A 15,955-nucleotide genomic window follows, 5' to 3' on the forward strand; every position below is an offset into this window, starting at 1 on the left:
TGTGCCGGACAAGGAAACGGTGCAGCGCCGACTTGCTGATGGCGATGCCCTGAGCTGCAAGGGCATCACGAAGTTCGAACAAGGTGCCGTCCCGGTGTTCCTCAAGCCACGACATGATCGCGTCGGCGTTGGCTTCGGTTTTGTACGAATGACGGTCTCCACCCAGCGGACCCGGTCGAACATGGCCCTGACGGACTTGCAGGTTTCGCCACCGGCTCACGCTGGCCGCACTGACGCCAAAGCGCTCGGCAGCCTCCCGGTGCGACGCTCCGGCTGAGACGGCGGCAAGAACACGTGCGCGAAGATCAACGGAAAGGGCTTTCGACATTATCTGCCGACCTCCATCGGCAGAAAGTTTGAATCAGAACCCATCTGATTTGCAAAGCCCAAATGATTCAATCAGTCAGGGAAACGCTCTAGCCTTCTTCAGGACGCCCCGGCTCAGCATGCGCGTCACAAAGCGCAGGAACAGGCTCAGCCCCAGAGATCTAGCAAAGGGAACATCCGGAGGGCCGGAGATTGAGATCAGCTTTCCACCCGGTTTCAGCACGTTCAGCGATTTTGCCAGCGTCTTGGCATCCTGGCTGTTCAGCACCAGATCATAGCCGGACAGCACCTGTTCGAAATCCTGCGTCTTGTAGTCGATCACCACATCAGCGCCGAGGCTTTTGACCAGGTCAATATTCGCCGCACTGGTCGTGGTGGCCACAGTGGCGCCAAGATGCTTGGCAAGCTGGATGGCAAAGGTCCCAACCCCGCCGGAACCGGCCTGAATGAACACTTTCTGGCCGGGCTTGACCTTGCCCACCTCGACCAGCGCCTGCCAGGCGGTCAGTCCAACCAGCGGGATCGATGCGGCTTGCTCCATGGAAAGGCTCGCCGGTTTCAGCGCCACGTCGGCGGCATCAACCGCAATGAACTCTGCAAATGTGCCAGCCCGGTGATCGCGCGGACGGGCGTAAACCTCATCCCCCGCTTTGAATTGCCGCACATTCACGCCGACGCTTACAACCGTTCCCGCCAGATCGTGGCCTAGAACGAAGGGCGGACGATACGGCAGGAACAGCTTGAATTCGCCGTCCCGCACCTTAGAATCCAGAAGGTTGACCGCGGTGGCCTGAATACGCACCAGAACATCGTCCGCGCCCATCCGGGGATCGGGCATGTCGGCCAGACGCAACGCGCCCTTCTTCTTATATTTGTCGACGACGAAGGCTTTCACGGGCTTTCTCCAGTGTGAAACTTTTATCAGGTCAGGCAGCCAAAAAAGCCAAGGCTTTCGGCACGAACTCGGCATGGTACTGGAAGATGCCGCCATGGCCGGCATCCTCGTAGATCACCAGATCGGCATTCGGGATGCGTCGGGCCAAATCCCGGCTGTTGGATGTCGGCACCATGATGTCGTTGTCCCCGTTGGCCACGAGAACGGGAATGCGGATGCGCCCGAGATCCTGCGGTGCCTGACGCCCCCAGGCCTTGATCGCCGCAAGCTGGCGCAAAAAGGCACGGGGTGTCGGACCTTTGTCGCGATCCAGCTTGCGCTCTTTCAGACGCGCCAAAAAGTCATTGGCTGCGCGGCGACCATTGGGGGTTGAGGTGAAGAACAGATAGGTTTTCGGGTCGCGCAGCGTCAGCATGCCCTTGAGGATCAACGGCCAGGAGACGGCTCCGACCCGTTCAATACCTGCTCCTCCCGCCGGGCCAGTGCCCGTCAAGATCAGCTTGCGTACCCGACCGGGGGCTTTCAGTGCGATATCCTGTGCGACGAAGCCGCCCAGCAAAAAGCCCATCAGCTCAACCGTGCCAAATCCCAGCTTGCCGATCATGTCCATCGCGTCGCGGGCCGTTTCATCTATGGTCACCGGAGCCGATCCGCTGGAAAGGCCGATCCCCCGATAGTCTACCGCGATCACGTGATGTGCGGCGTACTTTCGCGAACCTGAAGCTCGAAGCCCAAGTCGACGATCGGCGATTCAATTGGCCGGCCGGCAAGTCGATCCAGCACCATCTGCACCGAGCGCCGGCCGATTTCATAGCGCGGCGTGCGTACGCTGGTGAGCGACGGATAGGCGACGTGCATCATGTCGAGATCGTTGAAGCCACAGATTGCCATGCTGTGCGGCACGGCGATGCCCGCCCGCTGGCATTCGAACAGCACGCCCATGGCAAGGTCATCATTGTTGCAGAAGACCGCGTCAAGATCGGCGACCTTGGCAAGCGCATCGGCCAGGAGCGGCCCGCCGAGCGATACGCGTGAAGGCGTCAGCGTGGTGGTTACCAGCTTGGGATCAAAGAGCTGAGCGGTCTCCAGAGCCGAGCGGTAACCGGCGAGGCGACGCTGCGAGCGAGGATCCATTCGCGCGCCGATGAAGCCTATACGGCGATATCCAGCCTCGATCAGATGGTTGGTCGCCGCCTTGCCGCCATCGAAGTGGGAGAACCCGACCAGCATATCGACCGGATCGTCGCCATACTCCATGATCTGCACGATAGGGCAATCCGCGCTCTCGAGCAGTTTGCGGGTCGTTTCGGTCTGGTCGATGCCGGACACGATCAGCGCCGATGGCCGCTGGCTCAAAAACATCCGGATCAGCCGTTCCTCTTCCCGGGGCGAATAGTGGGTGTTGCCCATCTGTATCTGCAACGGACCGTCGCCGAGCTCGTCATAGATGCCTCTCACCGTGTCGGCGAAGACGATGTTTGTCAGTGACGGCACGAGAACACCGATCACATCGGCTCGGGAGGATGCGAGCGCGCGCGCATTGGGGTCGGGCGCATAGCCGAGCTGGACCACCGCCGTATCGATCCCCGCGCGCAGTTCGGCCGAAACCAGCGAGGGATCGCGTAGCGCGCGCGACACGGTAATCGCGGCGACCCCTGCCAGTTTTGCGACGTCGGCTATGGTCGGTCTCCCACTGCCGCGTCGGCTTGCCTTCCGGCTCTGGTCTTTGGAAGTGATGTCGTCCTTCACGTCGACTCCTTCTGGCTGCGTGAGCGCAGGGTCCCGACATCGGTGCGGCCGACATACCAGTTCCTTGCGTCCACCTCATCGAAGACGACGGAGATTTCGCGCTCGGACAATCCGGTTGCCTCGGCAATCGCCGCAGTGACCTGGCTGCTGATTGCCGCCCTCTTGGCCGCAGGATCGTCGGCGAGGGTCTCGCGCACGATGGTGATCCGCAAGAACGGCATGGCTGGCCTCCTGCCTCAGTCGAGTTTTGCGCCGTTGACCATCAGCCGAACGGCATAAAGCGAGCTGGTCGCGCAGATGTAGAGGATATTTCGCTTAGGCCCGCCGAACACGCAATTGGCGGTGTTTTCCGGTACTCTCACCTTGCCGAGCAAGGCGCCGTCCGGGTGGTAGCAATGGATGCCGTCGCGGGCGCTTGTCCAGATCCGCCCTTCGTCGTCCAGGCGGAACCCGTCAAAGAGGCCTACGGTGCAATCGGCAAAGACCCGCCCGCCCGATATCGCGCCCGACTCGTTCACATCGAAAACGCGCACATGCGCAGGAAGGTCGGGCCCATGCGTCCGGCCGGTGTCGACGACGTAGAGCTTTTTTTCGTCAAGCGAAAAGGCGAGGCCATTCGGCCGCACCATGTCAGTAATGACGGCCGCAACTGCGCCCGTCGCCGGGTCGACACGATAGACGTGGCAGGCGCCGATTTCGCTTTCGGCCTTGTGGCCCTCGTAATCGGACTCGATGCCGTAGGCGGGATCGGTGAACCAGATCGACCCGTCTGATCGCACGACGACGTCGTTCGGCGAGTTGAGCCGCTTGCCGTTCCAGCGATCGGCGACGGTGGTGATGCTCCCGTCATGTTCGGTGCGGCTGACACGGCGGCCACCGTGCTCACAGGTCACCAGACGGCCATGCCGGTCGGTCGTATTGCCGTTCGCGAAGTTCGACGGTTGGCGAAAGATGCTCACATGCCCGTCGGTTTCGTCATAACGCAGCATCCGGTCATTGGGGATATCCGACCAGACGAGATAGCGCCCGGCGGCGAAATAGGCCGGCCCTTCGGCCCAGCGACACCCCGTATAGAGCTGTTCCACTCGGGCGCTGTGGTTGACCAGGCTGGCAAAGCGCTGGTCTACGATCTCGAAATCCTCGGCCATGGGTACCCTCATGCGGCAACGATCGCACTCTGACCGCTGATCGCATGATAGCGCTATCATCACGGAAGGGAATAGCCTTCCTGCATCGGTGTCGACGTCGCCGAATTTCACTTGAAAATTGGGGATTTCGGTTCTCGGTAATCCGCAAATGTTACTTTACAATTTTTTGTGGTAGCGCTACCTAATTAAGAGACAGGGGTGCTTTCGGGAGGAGACCAGAGCGCCTCGTCAATGGTGAAAGCAGGCATCCAGCGTGCCGGTGCCAGAGAAGTTCGTGCCGTTCCGGGGGAAGGAGTTCCCTCTCGAACCGGAGAACAAAATCAGTGGCGCGCCAATGGGAGGAAATGTCGATGATGAAGTCACTCGCTGGCGGCATCGTTGCTGCCACTGCCTTTTTCATGTTGGGATCGGCCGCCTACGCGGAGCCGGAAGTGGTTTCAGGGCCCGCGGCGGAGCCGGAATGTTTCGCGCCCTGGTCGGCAGACACCAAATTCTTCAAGTTTCCGAAAAAGGAAGGCCCGTACCGCATCGCGCTTGCCAACGGCTACATCGCCAATACCTGGCGTATCCAGATGGTGCAGACGGCAAAGGCCTATGCCGCCCAGCCCGACGTCGCGGCGAAGCTGAAGGAGTTCAAGGTCGTTTCGACGGGTGAGGACGTGCCCGCCCAAATCTCGGCGATCAACAACTTCATCGATTCCGGCTATGACGCCATCGTCGTCAACGCCCAGAACCCGACGGCATTTGCGCCCGTCATCAAGCGGGCGAAGGAAGCCGGCGTGGTGCTGGTTGCCTTCGACAATATCCTCGACACCCAGGACGCGATCAACGTCAACGTCGACCAGAAGGGGCTCGGCCAATTGTGGGGCGAATGGCTCGTCAAACACCTGCCGAACGGCGGCAAGGTACTCGAGGTGCGCGGTGTGGCGGGCACTTCGGTCGACACCGATCGGCACAACGGCATCCATGAGAGACTCCAGGCGTCGGGCAAGAACTTCGAGGTCATCGAGGTCGTGGGCAAATGGGATGACGGGGTGGCCCAGAAGGTGACGGCGGATGCGATCGCCACCAGCGGTCCCTTCGACGGCATTACCGGCCAGGGCGGCGATACCGGCATTGTCCAGGCGATGATCGACGCCAAACATCCGTTCGTGCCGTTTGGCGGCGAAACCGAAAACGGGTTTCGCAAGTTCTGTGCAGCACATGCCGCAGACGGCCTGAAATGCTCGTCGGCCGGAACCGGACCCGCACAGGTGGCCGTTGCCATCAAGACGGCGATCGCCGCGCTCGAGGGACAGGTGGTGCCGCAGTCGGTCAAGTTGCCGTTGGCCATTGTCGAGGATCCGAATTTCAAGGAGGGCCAGGACTACTTCCAGTCCGAATCCGACAATTTCTTCGTCGGTAATTCCTTCCCTACCTGCGGGATCAATTTCTCCGCCCAGGAAATCATGAAGCAGAGCAAGGAAAACCAGTAGGTCGATCAGGAACGGGCGTTGCGCAGCTGTGCAGTGCCCGTCGTCCGTAACGGTTTCCCGGAGAGAGCAATGGAAAATGGCGGCCCGCTCTTTCGCATGGAGGGGATATCGAAGCGCTATGGTGGGGTTCGCGCGCTTGAAAATGCCGGACTGTCGGTCAGGGCTGGGGCCATCCACGCCGTTCTCGGCGAGAACGGTGCAGGAAAGTCGACGCTCATCAAGATCATGGCCGGCGTCGTGGCTGCGGACGAGGGCCAGATGACGCTCGACGGACAGCCGGTGAAATTCGCTTCGCCGGCTGCCGCCAACGCCGCCGGGATCGCCTGCGTCTTCCAGGAGTTGTCGTTGATCCCAGAACTCAGCGTTGCTGACAATATCGTCATTTCCAATCCGCCGACGCGGTTCGGCATGATCGACCGCAAGGCCCAGAGGCGCCTGGCAGAGGAGGCGCTGGCGCGCGCCGGTGCCGTCGACATCCATCCTCTGGCTCTGGTCAAGGATCTGCCGCTGTCGCGCAAGCAGATCGTCGAGATTGCCAAGGCGCTGGCCCGCAAGCCGCGCATCCTCATCCTCGACGAGGCGACATCGGCGCTGACTGCGGCCGACGTTTCGAAGGTTTTTGCAGTGCTGAAGCGATTGCGTGCGGAAGGGCTGGCGCTTGTCTACATCTCGCATCGAATGAACGAGATTGCGGAACTTGCGGACGACTGCACGGTGTTTCGCAACGGCAGCAAGGTCGCGAGCTACGCGGCGGGCTCCAAGAGTGACGACGAAGTCATCGAGATGATGATCGGCCGTGAGTATCACAGCGTCTACCCTCCTAAGCCGGACCGGCTTGCACAAACTGCGTCAGTGCTTGAAACACGAAATCTGTCCTGGGCGGACCGGCTCCACGACATCTCGTTTTCGCTCCGCTCGGGCGAAATCGTCGGTCTTGGCGGGTTGGACGGGCAGGGGCAGCGTGATCTCCTTTTAGCGCTGTTCGGGGTCCTGCGCGGGCTGCGTGGCACGGTCCTAGTCGACGGCAGCCCGATCAGCATCAGCAGCCCCGCGCAGGCGCGCCGCCACGGTATCGGCATGGCGCTCATCCCGGAAGACCGTAAGACCGAGGGGCTGATGCTGTCGATGACGGTGCGCGACAATCTCTCGCTTGCGTCGCTCGACCGGCTGACGCGCGGCGGGATCATCGACAGCGCGAAAGAGGAGAGCGCCATCAATCAGATGATGACGCTGCTCGCCATCAAGGCGGGGAATATTGACGCGCCCGTCGGCGCCCTTTCGGGCGGCAACCAGCAGAAGGTCGTCATCGCGAAATGGCTGATGCGGCAGCCACGCATCGTCCTCCTCAACGATCCGACACGCGGCATTGACGTTGGAACCAAGCAGGAGATCTATCTGCTCTTGCGGCGTCTGGCTGACGCGGGCGCGGGCATCCTGTTCTATTCGACCGACTATGCCGAGCTCATCGGCTGCTGCGACCGGGTCCTCGTGCTTTATGACGGGGCGGTGAAGCGGGAACTGGTGGGAGCTGAGATAACGGAGCGCACCCTGATCGCGAGCGCGCTTAACATGCCGTCCGCGGAACCATTCCATCAGGAGCCCGCGCAATGAACGACTGGCAGTATCGACTGGCCGAGCACCGGGGCACGCTGACTGCGGTTGCGATCTTCGTGGTGATGTTCATCATCTACACGGCGAACCATCCGGCTGGTTTCACAGCCAACGTTATTCAAACGGCTGCCAACAAGGGGGTGCTGCTCGCCTTTGTCGCGATGGCCCAAACCATGGTGGTGATAACCGCGGGAATTGACCTCTCCGTCGGCATGATCTTCCTTCTCACCAACTGCCTGGCCTCATGGTTGGTCGTGGGCTCGCCGCTCGAAACGACCTTCGGCGTCGTTATCGTCCTGGTCGTCGGGGCTGTGTGCGGCGCGATCAATGGAGCCATCGTCATATATGGGCGGCTGCAGCCGATCGTGGCGACGATTGCGACGGGGGCAATCTATTTCGGTGTCGCCCTGTTGTTGCGACCTTTTCCGGGAGGTTCCGTTAACGAGGGTCTGGCGGACGCCCTGACGGGACGGATATTCGGAGTCGTTCCGGCGAGCCTCGCGGCACTCGCGGCGGTGGTTGTGCTGATATGGGTGCCCTTCAGCCGGTCGGTCTATGGCCGGGCGGCCTATGCCGTCGGTTCTTCCGAAACGGCGGCCTACATGTCCGGCATGCCGATCCGGCGCGGCAAGCTGCTTGCCTATACGCTTTCGGGCCTGGTGGCCGCCCTCGGCGGGCTGTTTCTCACTTTTTTCACGTATACCGGTGACGCGGCTTTCGCCAGCGGTAACGCCTACACGCTGTTCTCGATTGCCGCAGTGGTGCTGGGGGGCGTTTCGCTGTTTGGCGGCAAGGGCAGCGCCATCGGTGCCGTCTTTGGTGCGCTGGCGTTCCGCACGATCGGCGACCTTTTGTTCGTTTTCGATCTCGACCCGCTCTGGCAACCGCTGTTCCAGGGGCTGATCCTGCTTGCGGCCATCAGCCTCGGCGCTCTGGCCCTTTTCCGGGTGCGCAATAGATTGGAGTGGTTCCTGTGAGCGAGACGGCGATGACGCACGTAAACGGACGCAAGCCGAACTTCCTGCGCAAACTCGATCCGGCGGTGGTCACCGCGTTCGGCTGCATCCTGCTGCTGCTTGTCCTTGGCAGCTTCTATTCGCGCAGCTTCCTGTCACCGGAGTATCTCCTGCAGCAATTGAAGGTGGCATCCTTCCTCGGCATCATCGCCACCGGCATGATGCTTGTCATCCTGCTCGGGCAGATCGACCTTTCCGTACCGTGGACCGTTGCAACGGGCGCCATGATGGCCTGCGCGGCTGCCGCCTGCGGTCCGGTCGGCACTGCTCTTGCCATCCCTTTCGGAATCCTTTGCGGGATCGGCATCGGGCTCGTCAACGGCGTCGGGGTGGCATATATGCGCATACCCTCGATGATCGTGACGCTGGCGACGAATGCCGTCGCTCAAGGGGTGATGGTGGTCTACACAGGCGGGTTCTCGCCACAGGATTCCGCCACCGCGGCCATGCGCTATCTCTCCACCGGCGCCTTGATCCCCGGCATCCCGAATGTCGTCTTCATCTGGGGGCTGGTCGGCACGGCGATGGTCTTCCTGCTGCGCCGGATGGGCTTCGGGCGGGCCGTCTACGGCATAGGCAATCGCGAACGGGCGGCCTATCTTTCCGGGATCAATACCCGCCGCATCGTGATGATCGCCTTCGCCGCCTCGGGCGGGCTCTCGGCCTTCGGCGGCGTCCTGCTGGCAGGCTACGCTTCCAAGGCCTCGCAATCGATGGGCGATGCCTATCTGCTTCCTGCCATAGCGGCTGTTGTTCTTGGCGGAACCTCGATCCTGGGCGGCCGGGGATCCTATCTCGGCACTGTCGCCGGCGTCATCCTCGTCACACTCCTGCAGTCAATCCTCTCCGTCACGCAGATGCCAGAGGCCGGGCGCCAGATCATCTACGGCGTGATGATCATACTCATGCTCCTGCTCTATGGTCGTGCGCCAGCCAGCCGTTAAGCTTGCGGAGAACAGAGGAAGCGCCACACGCATCCATCTGGCTTCTCGCCAGGACGGCAGTCGATCCGGCAATGGGCTCGAAAGGCCAACCCGCGAGTTGGATGATACATGGGCCGTCAAAGCCTTTCGCCGGTCCTCACCTCGCTCTATTTCGGATTGTACGGACCTGCCGTCCACCAGGCGCTCGCGGCAGAAACGTCACGGAAGGATCTACCCTCGGCGCTTGTCCTCGTGGGTAATGTAGTATCGTCGGGAACCGCGTGGGGCGGGCGTAAGCCACCGCGGGTCCCAGAGCGCTCAAGTGCCTCAGGCCGCCGGTTCTGCCGTGCAATCCGCAATCGTCGAAGATTCGGGCCGACCAGCTACCACCACCGTGAAGTGGAGCGCAGCGCGGGAAGCATCGTTCCGACGTTTAGAAGCCGTGGCGCCCTCAACAGCCTCCGCATCTTCCAGTTCTTGCCCCGAACCTTCCAGTCGCATCAGCCGTTCAGCGCGTCCTTGAGAGCTTTGGCCGGCGCGAAGGACAACTTCTTCGCAGCGGGAACCTTGATGGTCGCACCGGTTGCCGGATTGCGCGCCTCGCGCTCAGGCGTGTCCTTGACCTTGAACTTGCCAAAGCTCGGGATCGATGTTTCGGCGCCGGATGTGGCGGCGGCGGTCACGGCCGCGAAGACCGCCTCGACAACCGCCTTGCTCTGGACTTTGGTCAAACCATGTTCGGTCGCGATCTTTTCTGCAATCTCATTGGTCGTTGTCATGGTTTTTCCCCTCTTTGATGACGCGGGAATTCTCGTCCAACGGGATCCCTTTTGTCATCTGGCGTCCCAGCGAGGAGGAGCAAAATGCCGACGATTTCCACAACGCAATCGCCGCTCTTTGTCGAAGTTGGTTCCCGACCCCGTGGGGGCCCCGATTTGGGTACGCCCTCGCATAAAAAGCGGCCGCTAACGTGGCAGCGCGAACCGCTGCCTCGCGGCCGCGGCCGGGGCCTTCGGTTCTCGCATCGCTACCGGCGACGGCGAGATGCACCAACGGATAGATGATGTCGCGCCGGTGAGACTGATATGCTGCCACCCCGAGCGGGGTGATGTGTTTGATAATGTCGGTCGTGACCAGGCGCAGGATGTCATTCCAACCTTGATCCGCTCGACATTGATGGGTTCGCCGACGAGCGACGCCAAGTTTTCGGGAGGTGTGTCGCCGCTGACGTTAAGGACCATCGACCGAGGCTGCTGAGGTCAGATCAGACGGTGACTTGAGTCCCGATCTCGACTACGCGGCCGGTGGGAATCTGGAAATATTCGGTCGCGTCGGCGGCGGTGCCGGCCAGCCCGATGTACAGCCGAGCCTGCCAGAGCGGTAAGCCGGAAGTGGCCGATGGTATGAGCGACCGGCGGGAGAGAAAGAAGGAGGTCGACATGATGTCGAACTTCCAGCCCTGCTTGCGCCAGATTGCCATGGCTTTCGGAATGTTCGGCTGCTCCATGTAGCCGAACTTCATCGTCACCCGCATGAACAGATCGTTGATCGGCTCCATCTTGATCCGCTGGCTGTCGGGAACGGTGGGCGCCTGGGCGGTTGCCACGGTCAGAATGACGTTCTGCTTGTGCAGCACCTTGTAGTGCTTCAGGCTGTGCATCAGCGCCGTCGGCGTGCTCGTTGGGTCGCTGGTCAAGAAGATGGCGGTGCCGGGTACAAGCTGAGGCGGCTTCTTCACCATCTGCTCGGCAAGGAAATCGAGGGGAATTTCGCTCTTGCGAGTCTTGTCGAACAGATAGCGCGTTCCGCGGACCCAGGTCCAAATGATAAGGCACACCACGAGAGCAATGGCTAGCGTGACCCATCCGCCGTCGACCACCTTGATGATGTTGGAGCCAAGGAATACCAGGTCGACGATCAGGAATAGTATCGAAGCCAAAAGCGCCGCGGCCCAGGACCAGTTCCAGATTCTACGCATAACGATAAAGAGAAGCAGATCCGTCACCACCATCTCACCGGTGACCGAAATGCCGTAAGCCGAAGCCAGATTGCCGGACCTCTCGAAGCCAAGTACCAGCAGCACGACGCCAACGCCGAGCATCCAGTTAACCCGCGGAAGGTAGATCTGACCCTCCTGCGTCTCCGACGTGTGCAGAATGCTGAAGCGCGGCAGGAGCTTCATCTGCACCGCCTGGCGAATTAGCGAATAGGCGCCGGAAATGACCGCCTGGCTGGCAATGATCGTGGCAGCGGTCGCCAGACCGACCATCGGCAACAGCGCCCAACCCGGCTGCATGTCGAAGAAGACGTTTGCTGGCAAGTCTGTACGCGTCAGAACGAAAGCGCCCTGCCCGGTGTAATTGAGGAGAAGGCAAGGAAAAGCGATGCAAAGCCACGCCAGGACGATCGGTTTGCGGCCGAAGTGGCCGAGATCGACGTAAAGCGCCTCCGCACCCGTCACAGCCAGGAAAACAGCGCCGATCGTGCCAAGCGAGAGCGCCGGATTGGCGGCGAGATAATGGATCGCGTAATAGGGATTGATCGCCCACAGCACGTCGGGATTGGCGATGATATGGCTCAACCCCGAAATTCCGATCGCGACAAACCAGGTACCGGTGATCGGACCAAAAACGCCTCCGACTGCGCCCGTTCCAAAGCGCTGAACGGCGAAAAGTGCAACGAGGATAAGCAGCGTGATGGGCACGACATAGGGCTCGAAGGCCGGCGTCACAGTCTCAAGGCCTTCCACAGCCGCCAGGACCGAAATTGCCGGCGTGATCATGGAGTCGCCCGTGAACAGTGCCGCGCCAGCGACGCCTAGTGCCAACATTGCGGTCGAACGCGCCGGAAAACTGCGGCGTGCAAGAGACATTAAAGAGAGCGTACCACCCTCACCCTTGTTGTCGGCCCGTAGCACGAACCTGACATACTTAACGGACACGATCAGTGTCAGCGCCCAAATGATCAGCGAAAGGACTCCCAGCACGTCCTCGCGCACCACCGAGCCGTCGGACGCGGCTATCAGAAGCGCTTCGCGAAGCGCATAGAGAGGGCTTGTTCCGATGTCGCCGTAAACGACACCGAGTGCGCCAAGCATCAAGATTTTAAGATTGGGCTGGCCAGGCGAGTCTTGGGCGGCCGGTTGCGTGGGATCGGCGCCCCTGTCAGCGTCGGCCTTGGCCATAACAACTACTCCATCCAGAATTGGCGGGCCGCGATAGTCCTGCTGCCACGCATAAGCAAACGTTTCGTTGCCGCAACCCGGTCATGATCCATTGCCAGCGCGCCGCCTGCCAGTCCGAAGCCTTGAGAAACCGGTGTACTATTTTCCGACATCCCATATTCCGTGGGTTGGGTTGTCAAGCCAAGTATGCTTGCCCGACTCGCCGTGAATGGCAGGCAATGCCCACACGATCGACAGCGGCAATTGCAGTCGCCGATGCCGCAGGCGACGGCGTGAACGGCAGCAAACCCTCGCTTTTGCGACTTTCGCAACGAATGATGGGAATGGCTGGAGAGGTCGATTGGACGTGATCGATTCATTTTCGTGATGGACCGGTCTCAGGACGCGGTGGACGCTATCACAGCCAAAGCTGCGAAGTAAGGAGACGCTGCTCCCGTCTAGCGCGGATTTTCCTTCCGCCTGAGAAGGGCCATCCGGATCGCCTCTGTCTTTGTCAGTTGAGCCGGCAATGCCGACTTTGGCTCGCTGGATCCATCGCGCGCCTTGAAGCCTTCATACTTCCTGAGCGCATCCAGCCGGTCGCCATCCGAAATAGGCCCGACCGGCTCGCCATCAATATCATGGCGCATGGAATCTGCCCGCGCGATCGCGATTTGATAACTCCGCGAATGCACATAGGTTGCCATTGCCTTGCGCAGCGTCGACACGCTGATATCCGGTAGCAGGAGAGGGCGGATGTCATTCCAAAGCCCAAGCGCAAAGGTTCGGATGGGGTCGCCGACCTTGACCGAAAGGATTGCGATGGGTCGGGTGAGAAGGGCGTTAATCGCCTCGGTCTTTGCGACTTCTCGTTCGCGAGCCAGAACCGGTCGGGAGTTCTTTCGGGGAAGTTTCGTCGCGTCCGCTTTCTGACTCATCGCAGCCCCCGCCAATCTAGGATGTCACTACTCAAGGATACGCCCATTCGACAGCACGAACCAACGACGTCAGTTCCTGAGCATCTATAGCGTGTGTGCCGGAACTTGAAGTGCGGCCAGCCACGGAGGCCTGCGCAATCAAGGAGACGCGCGCCTGCCTGATAATTCCTGTAGTAGACGGCGAGTCGTCTTTATCCTACTGGTTGCATATGAAAACGAGCCTCGAACATCTTCCCGAGAAGAAACAGCGCGAGCTTGCCCGCATTGTGGAGATCATCCACGAGGAGTTTGCCGATGCGCTTGAAGGAGGCTCCGCCGACTTCAAGAAGCGCGGCCGGATCCTGAAGATTATCCTGTTCGGTTCCTACGCCCGCGGAACGTGGGTCGATGAACCGCATACGATGAAGGGTTACCGCTCCGACTACGACATCCTCGTCATCGTCAATTCGAAGAAGCTCGCAGAACCGGAATACTGGGACAAGGCGACCGATCGTCTGATGTGGGACAAGGCGGTGTCGATGCCGGTGGGGCTGATCGTCCATGGCGCCCGGGAAGTGAACAACTTCCTTGCAGACGGACAATATTTCTTCGTCGATATTCTGCGCGAGGGCATTGTGCTCTACGAACTCGACGACCGGCCACTGGCCGAGCCGAAACAGCTCTCGCCGGCCGATGCACTCCGCGTGGCGAAGGATCATTTTGAACGGCACTTCACGAACGCAACGGACTTTGCGGATGGCAGTCGTTTCTACCGAGACAAATCAAATCTCCCCCTCGCTGCTTTTGTGCTCCATCAGGCCGTCGAAACAGCGTATTCAAGCCTGCTCCTCACGCTCACTAACTACAGCCCGCCGTCGCATAATCTCAAATTTCTCCGCGGTCTCGCCGAGGATCGCGACCAGCGGCTGGTCGAAGCTTGGCCGCGCGATCAGCACCGTTTTGCCGCCTGGTACAACGTTCTGAACGAAGCCTATGTTAAGGCGCGCTATTCGAAGCACTTCGAGATTACCGTGGAAGCCCTCGATTGGCTTCTTGAGCGGACGGAGCATCTTCTCAGCCTCGTTGAGACAGTCAGTCAGGAGCGGCTGAGCGAACTGGCCGAGGCGGCGAACGCCACTTAACTCATCACTTCGGTCGCGCAAGTCCGCTCATTAGGAAGCTTCGGCTTTCGTCTTCGATCGGCCGAGTGGCGCGCCGCCCGGTTCGTCCAACACGAGGGCGTCGGCTAGAGTACTGGCATCTTCCGCAACATCGAGTCCATCAGGATCAAGCGCGTCGAGCGGATTGAACGCAGCCGAGGGCGTGCCAGTCACGCCGAAGGGGTCGAGGATATGGACGGGCCGAATTGCTGGCGCGCACGACCGGCGATCTTCGCATTTTCGCCCTTGGGGTCGATGCAGATCACCGAGCGGTCGGCGGTGAGCAGGTTCGGGATGATTGTTCCTACTCCTTTGCCGGTTCGCGTCGGCGCCATGGTCAACAGATGGGCCGGACCGTCGTAACGCAGCAGCTTCCCGCTCTTCGGTTCGCGGCCAATCAGGAGGCCGGAGCCGGCGCGGGCGATGGGAGCAACCTCCCTGTCGGTCGCAAAGACGAGCCGAGCCGTGGGTCTCGGCGTCGAGGTGACCGAAATGGAGTAAGACGGACGGGGCGATCGTCGCAAGGATGAGCAGCGCCATGAAGATCATGAACGCGATGTTGAAAACGCCCCATACCCACGTGCCTTCCTGAAACCCGGCCTCCAAGAACATCGGTCCGGCCGTAACGCCGGCAACGATAACAAGCCCCATATAGATAGCGGCGAACTGCAAGCCGCTCTTGTTCAGCGCAACCGCAAGCAGGTTGGCGAATGCCCAGCTTGGGTTTTGAACCGCCAGGCGAAACATGGTCGAAAATACTTCCGTCACTCTCATGTGGGCTCGTCCGCGGAAGGGGAGGTGCTTACGGGTTCGCAAGCGTGCTTCGCGTTGAAGCGATCCGCAAACAACGCCTCGTCACTATCAATGTGAGGAGGCCAGGAAGCTCGCGGTGGAAACAGTCACCGAGGCGGTTGGTGAATTCCGGATCGCTTGCGTTTTCAAATCGCGGCAGGAAGAACGCATCAAGCCGCGCCTTCGAGCGCGTATCGTTGGCTCGTTCCGGTTTCGACAACCGCGCCCTGCGAGCAGAACGTTTTGCCGCCAGCTCGGCCAAGGACGGGTCAATGGATTTTCGGGCCATTTCTAACTCCGTGTGCTGACGGCTTTTATTCTGTCGATCGCTTGCTGAGGTGTGATCTCGCCCGACGCCAAGGCCGCATCAATGGCAGGCAGTGTTTTGCCGTCCGGTGACCAATAGGGATTGTCGCGTGTGGCGGTATGCCCCGGCGCCGTGCCGGTGGCCGGAACAACGATACCCGTTACAGCCGGATCATTCCGGAAAATCTCGGCAAGGGTTTGATCCACTTCAGCCGCATAGCCGCTTGCAAAGTCCCGCGTCACGCGGATCTCGCCATGCGTGGTTTGAACGGTGAGGCTGCCGAGGTGGGGTAGTAGTTGGAAGATGCGGGTGAGGGCGTAGTTCGTCTCGGAACTGAGCGCCGGCGCGTCTTCACGAACACTGGTCATTAGCAGTTGCCACGGCGGTCTGCGAACCTCGGCAAGTTTGGCCCTTATGGCTTTGCGTGACATGGCCTAATCCTTCTACTCTCCGTCGGTTAGGAGCGCGATCG

The 15,955-nt window shown here is 60.7% G+C and carries 14 protein-coding genes and 3 pseudogenes; 5 read left to right on the forward strand and 12 right to left on the reverse strand.

The features are described from left to right. The 6 genes and pseudogenes from ACTJKM_RS31465 to ACTJKM_RS31490 form a co-directional block, all read right to left on the reverse strand. A partial coding sequence (locus ACTJKM_RS31465; protein ID WP_440639882.1) for a helix-turn-helix domain-containing protein occupies positions 1-328 on the reverse strand: 328 nt, incomplete at its 3' end. Positions 329-415: 87 nt separating this feature from the next. Beyond that, a pseudogene (locus ACTJKM_RS31470) lies at positions 416-1,222 on the reverse strand (NADP-dependent oxidoreductase); the annotation flags it as partial. Positions 1,223-1,253: 31 nt separating this feature from the next. Continuing rightward, a pseudogene (locus ACTJKM_RS31475) lies at positions 1,254-1,919 on the reverse strand (alpha/beta fold hydrolase); the annotation flags it as partial. Further along, entirely contained in the window at positions 1,910-2,971 is a 1,062-nt protein-coding gene (locus ACTJKM_RS31480; RefSeq protein ID WP_245296299.1) for a LacI family DNA-binding transcriptional regulator, read from the reverse strand. The pseudogene ACTJKM_RS31475 and the gene ACTJKM_RS31480, both read right to left, overlap by 10 nt. After that, positions 2,968-3,192, reverse strand: a complete 225-nt coding sequence (locus ACTJKM_RS31485; protein WP_058329906.1) for a tautomerase family protein — start codon at positions 3,190-3,192, stop codon at positions 2,968-2,970. Before ACTJKM_RS31485 ends, ACTJKM_RS31480 begins: the two co-directional genes overlap by 4 nt. A 15-nt stretch (positions 3,193-3,207) precedes the next feature. Next, positions 3,208-4,119 (reverse strand): SMP-30/gluconolactonase/LRE family protein, encoded by a 912-nt coding sequence (locus tag ACTJKM_RS31490; RefSeq protein WP_058329905.1) that lies wholly within the window; start codon positions 4,117-4,119, stop codon positions 3,208-3,210. A gap of 350 nt (positions 4,120-4,469) precedes the next feature. On the opposite strand from ACTJKM_RS31490, the gene ACTJKM_RS31495 reads away from it, so the two are divergent. The 4 genes from ACTJKM_RS31495 (at position 4,470) to ACTJKM_RS31510 (ending at position 9,165) form a co-directional block, all read left to right on the forward strand. After that, positions 4,470-5,594 carry a sugar ABC transporter substrate-binding protein gene (locus ACTJKM_RS31495; RefSeq protein ID WP_058329907.1) on the forward strand — a complete coding sequence of 375 codons (1,125 nt, stop codon included), beginning with the start codon at positions 4,470-4,472 and terminating at the stop codon, positions 5,592-5,594. A 69-nt stretch (positions 5,595-5,663) separates the two neighbouring features. Then, positions 5,664-7,205 (forward strand): sugar ABC transporter ATP-binding protein, encoded by a 1,542-nt coding sequence (locus ACTJKM_RS31500; RefSeq protein WP_058329904.1) that lies wholly within the window; start codon positions 5,664-5,666, stop codon positions 7,203-7,205. Continuing rightward, positions 7,202-8,182: an ABC transporter permease gene (locus tag ACTJKM_RS31505; RefSeq protein WP_058329903.1), complete on the forward strand. Its 981-nt coding sequence runs from the start codon at positions 7,202-7,204 to the stop codon at positions 8,180-8,182. The genes ACTJKM_RS31500 and ACTJKM_RS31505 overlap by 4 nt, the downstream gene beginning before the upstream one ends. Before the next feature lie 11 nt (positions 8,183-8,193). Then, on the forward strand, positions 8,194-9,165 hold the full coding sequence (locus tag ACTJKM_RS31510) for an ABC transporter permease (RefSeq protein ID WP_440639124.1): 972 nt from the start codon (positions 8,194-8,196) through the stop codon (positions 9,163-9,165). Positions 9,166-9,644: 479 nt separating this feature from the next. On the opposite strand, the gene ACTJKM_RS31515 is transcribed toward ACTJKM_RS31510, so the two are convergent. The 3 genes from ACTJKM_RS31515 to ACTJKM_RS31525 all read right to left on the reverse strand — a co-directional run bounded on the left by ACTJKM_RS31515 (position 9,645) and on the right by ACTJKM_RS31525 (position 13,245). Further along, entirely contained in the window at positions 9,645-9,923 is a 279-nt protein-coding gene (locus ACTJKM_RS31515; protein WP_113513397.1) for an HU family DNA-binding protein, read from the reverse strand. Between the two features lie 485 nt (positions 9,924-10,408). Further along, positions 10,409-12,328, reverse strand: a complete 1,920-nt coding sequence (locus tag ACTJKM_RS31520; protein ID WP_058329900.1) for a potassium transporter Kup — start codon at positions 12,326-12,328, stop codon at positions 10,409-10,411. A gap of 437 nt (positions 12,329-12,765) precedes the next feature. Beyond that, positions 12,766-13,245, reverse strand: a complete 480-nt coding sequence (locus ACTJKM_RS31525; protein WP_058329899.1) for a ProQ/FINO family protein — start codon at positions 13,243-13,245, stop codon at positions 12,766-12,768. Positions 13,246-13,454: 209 nt separating this feature from the next. On the opposite strand from ACTJKM_RS31525, the gene ACTJKM_RS31530 reads away from it, so the two are divergent. Further along, positions 13,455-14,366, forward strand: coding sequence for a nucleotidyltransferase and HEPN domain-containing protein (locus ACTJKM_RS31530; protein WP_113513398.1), 912 nt, complete (start codon positions 13,455-13,457; stop codon positions 14,364-14,366). A gap of 75 nt (positions 14,367-14,441) precedes the next feature. Here the strand turns inward: ACTJKM_RS31530 and ACTJKM_RS31535 are convergent. The 3 genes and pseudogenes from ACTJKM_RS31535 to ACTJKM_RS31545 all read right to left on the reverse strand — a co-directional run. Then, a pseudogene (locus ACTJKM_RS31535) lies at positions 14,442-15,158 on the reverse strand (type IV secretory system conjugative DNA transfer family protein); the annotation flags it as partial. 28 nt (positions 15,159-15,186) lie between these two features. After that, positions 15,187-15,465: a mobilization protein gene (locus ACTJKM_RS31540; protein WP_440639129.1), complete on the reverse strand. Its 279-nt coding sequence runs from the start codon at positions 15,463-15,465 to the stop codon at positions 15,187-15,189. A gap of 2 nt (positions 15,466-15,467) precedes the next feature. Further along, complete coding sequence (locus ACTJKM_RS31545) at positions 15,468-15,914, reverse strand: hypothetical protein (protein ID WP_058329613.1); 447 nt, start codon at positions 15,912-15,914, stop codon at positions 15,468-15,470. Positions 15,915-15,955 lie beyond the last annotated feature (41 nt).

Origin of the sequence: Ensifer sp. 22460, assembly GCF_052044935.1 — a bacterium.
Taxonomy (GTDB): domain Bacteria; phylum Pseudomonadota; class Alphaproteobacteria; order Rhizobiales; family Rhizobiaceae; genus Ensifer.

Coding starts and splice junctions, on each gene's coding strand:
- ACTJKM_RS31485 (WP_058329906.1), bottom strand. CDS start 3,192: ATGCCGTTCTTGCGGATCACCATCGTGCGCGAGACCCTCGCCGACGAT.
- ACTJKM_RS31490 (WP_058329905.1), bottom strand. CDS start 4,119: ATGGCCGAGGATTTCGAGATCGTAGACCAGCGCTTTGCCAGCCTGGTC.
- ACTJKM_RS31495 (WP_058329907.1), top strand. CDS start 4,470: ATGATGAAGTCACTCGCTGGCGGCATCGTTGCTGCCACTGCCTTTTTC.
- ACTJKM_RS31500 (WP_058329904.1), top strand. CDS start 5,664: ATGGAAAATGGCGGCCCGCTCTTTCGCATGGAGGGGATATCGAAGCGC.
- ACTJKM_RS31505 (WP_058329903.1), top strand. CDS start 7,202: ATGAACGACTGGCAGTATCGACTGGCCGAGCACCGGGGCACGCTGACT.
- ACTJKM_RS31510 (WP_440639124.1), top strand. CDS start 8,194: ATGACGCACGTAAACGGACGCAAGCCGAACTTCCTGCGCAAACTCGAT.
- ACTJKM_RS31515 (WP_113513397.1), bottom strand. CDS start 9,923: ATGACAACGACCAATGAGATTGCAGAAAAGATCGCGACCGAACATGGT.
- ACTJKM_RS31520 (WP_058329900.1), bottom strand. CDS start 12,328: ATGGCCAAGGCCGACGCTGACAGGGGCGCCGATCCCACGCAACCGGCC.
- ACTJKM_RS31525 (WP_058329899.1), bottom strand. CDS start 13,245: ATGAGTCAGAAAGCGGACGCGACGAAACTTCCCCGAAAGAACTCCCGA.
- ACTJKM_RS31530 (WP_113513398.1), top strand. CDS start 13,455: ATGAAAACGAGCCTCGAACATCTTCCCGAGAAGAAACAGCGCGAGCTT.
- ACTJKM_RS31540 (WP_440639129.1), bottom strand. CDS start 15,465: ATGGCCCGAAAATCCATTGACCCGTCCTTGGCCGAGCTGGCGGCAAAA.
- ACTJKM_RS31545 (WP_058329613.1), bottom strand. CDS start 15,914: ATGTCACGCAAAGCCATAAGGGCCAAACTTGCCGAGGTTCGCAGACCG.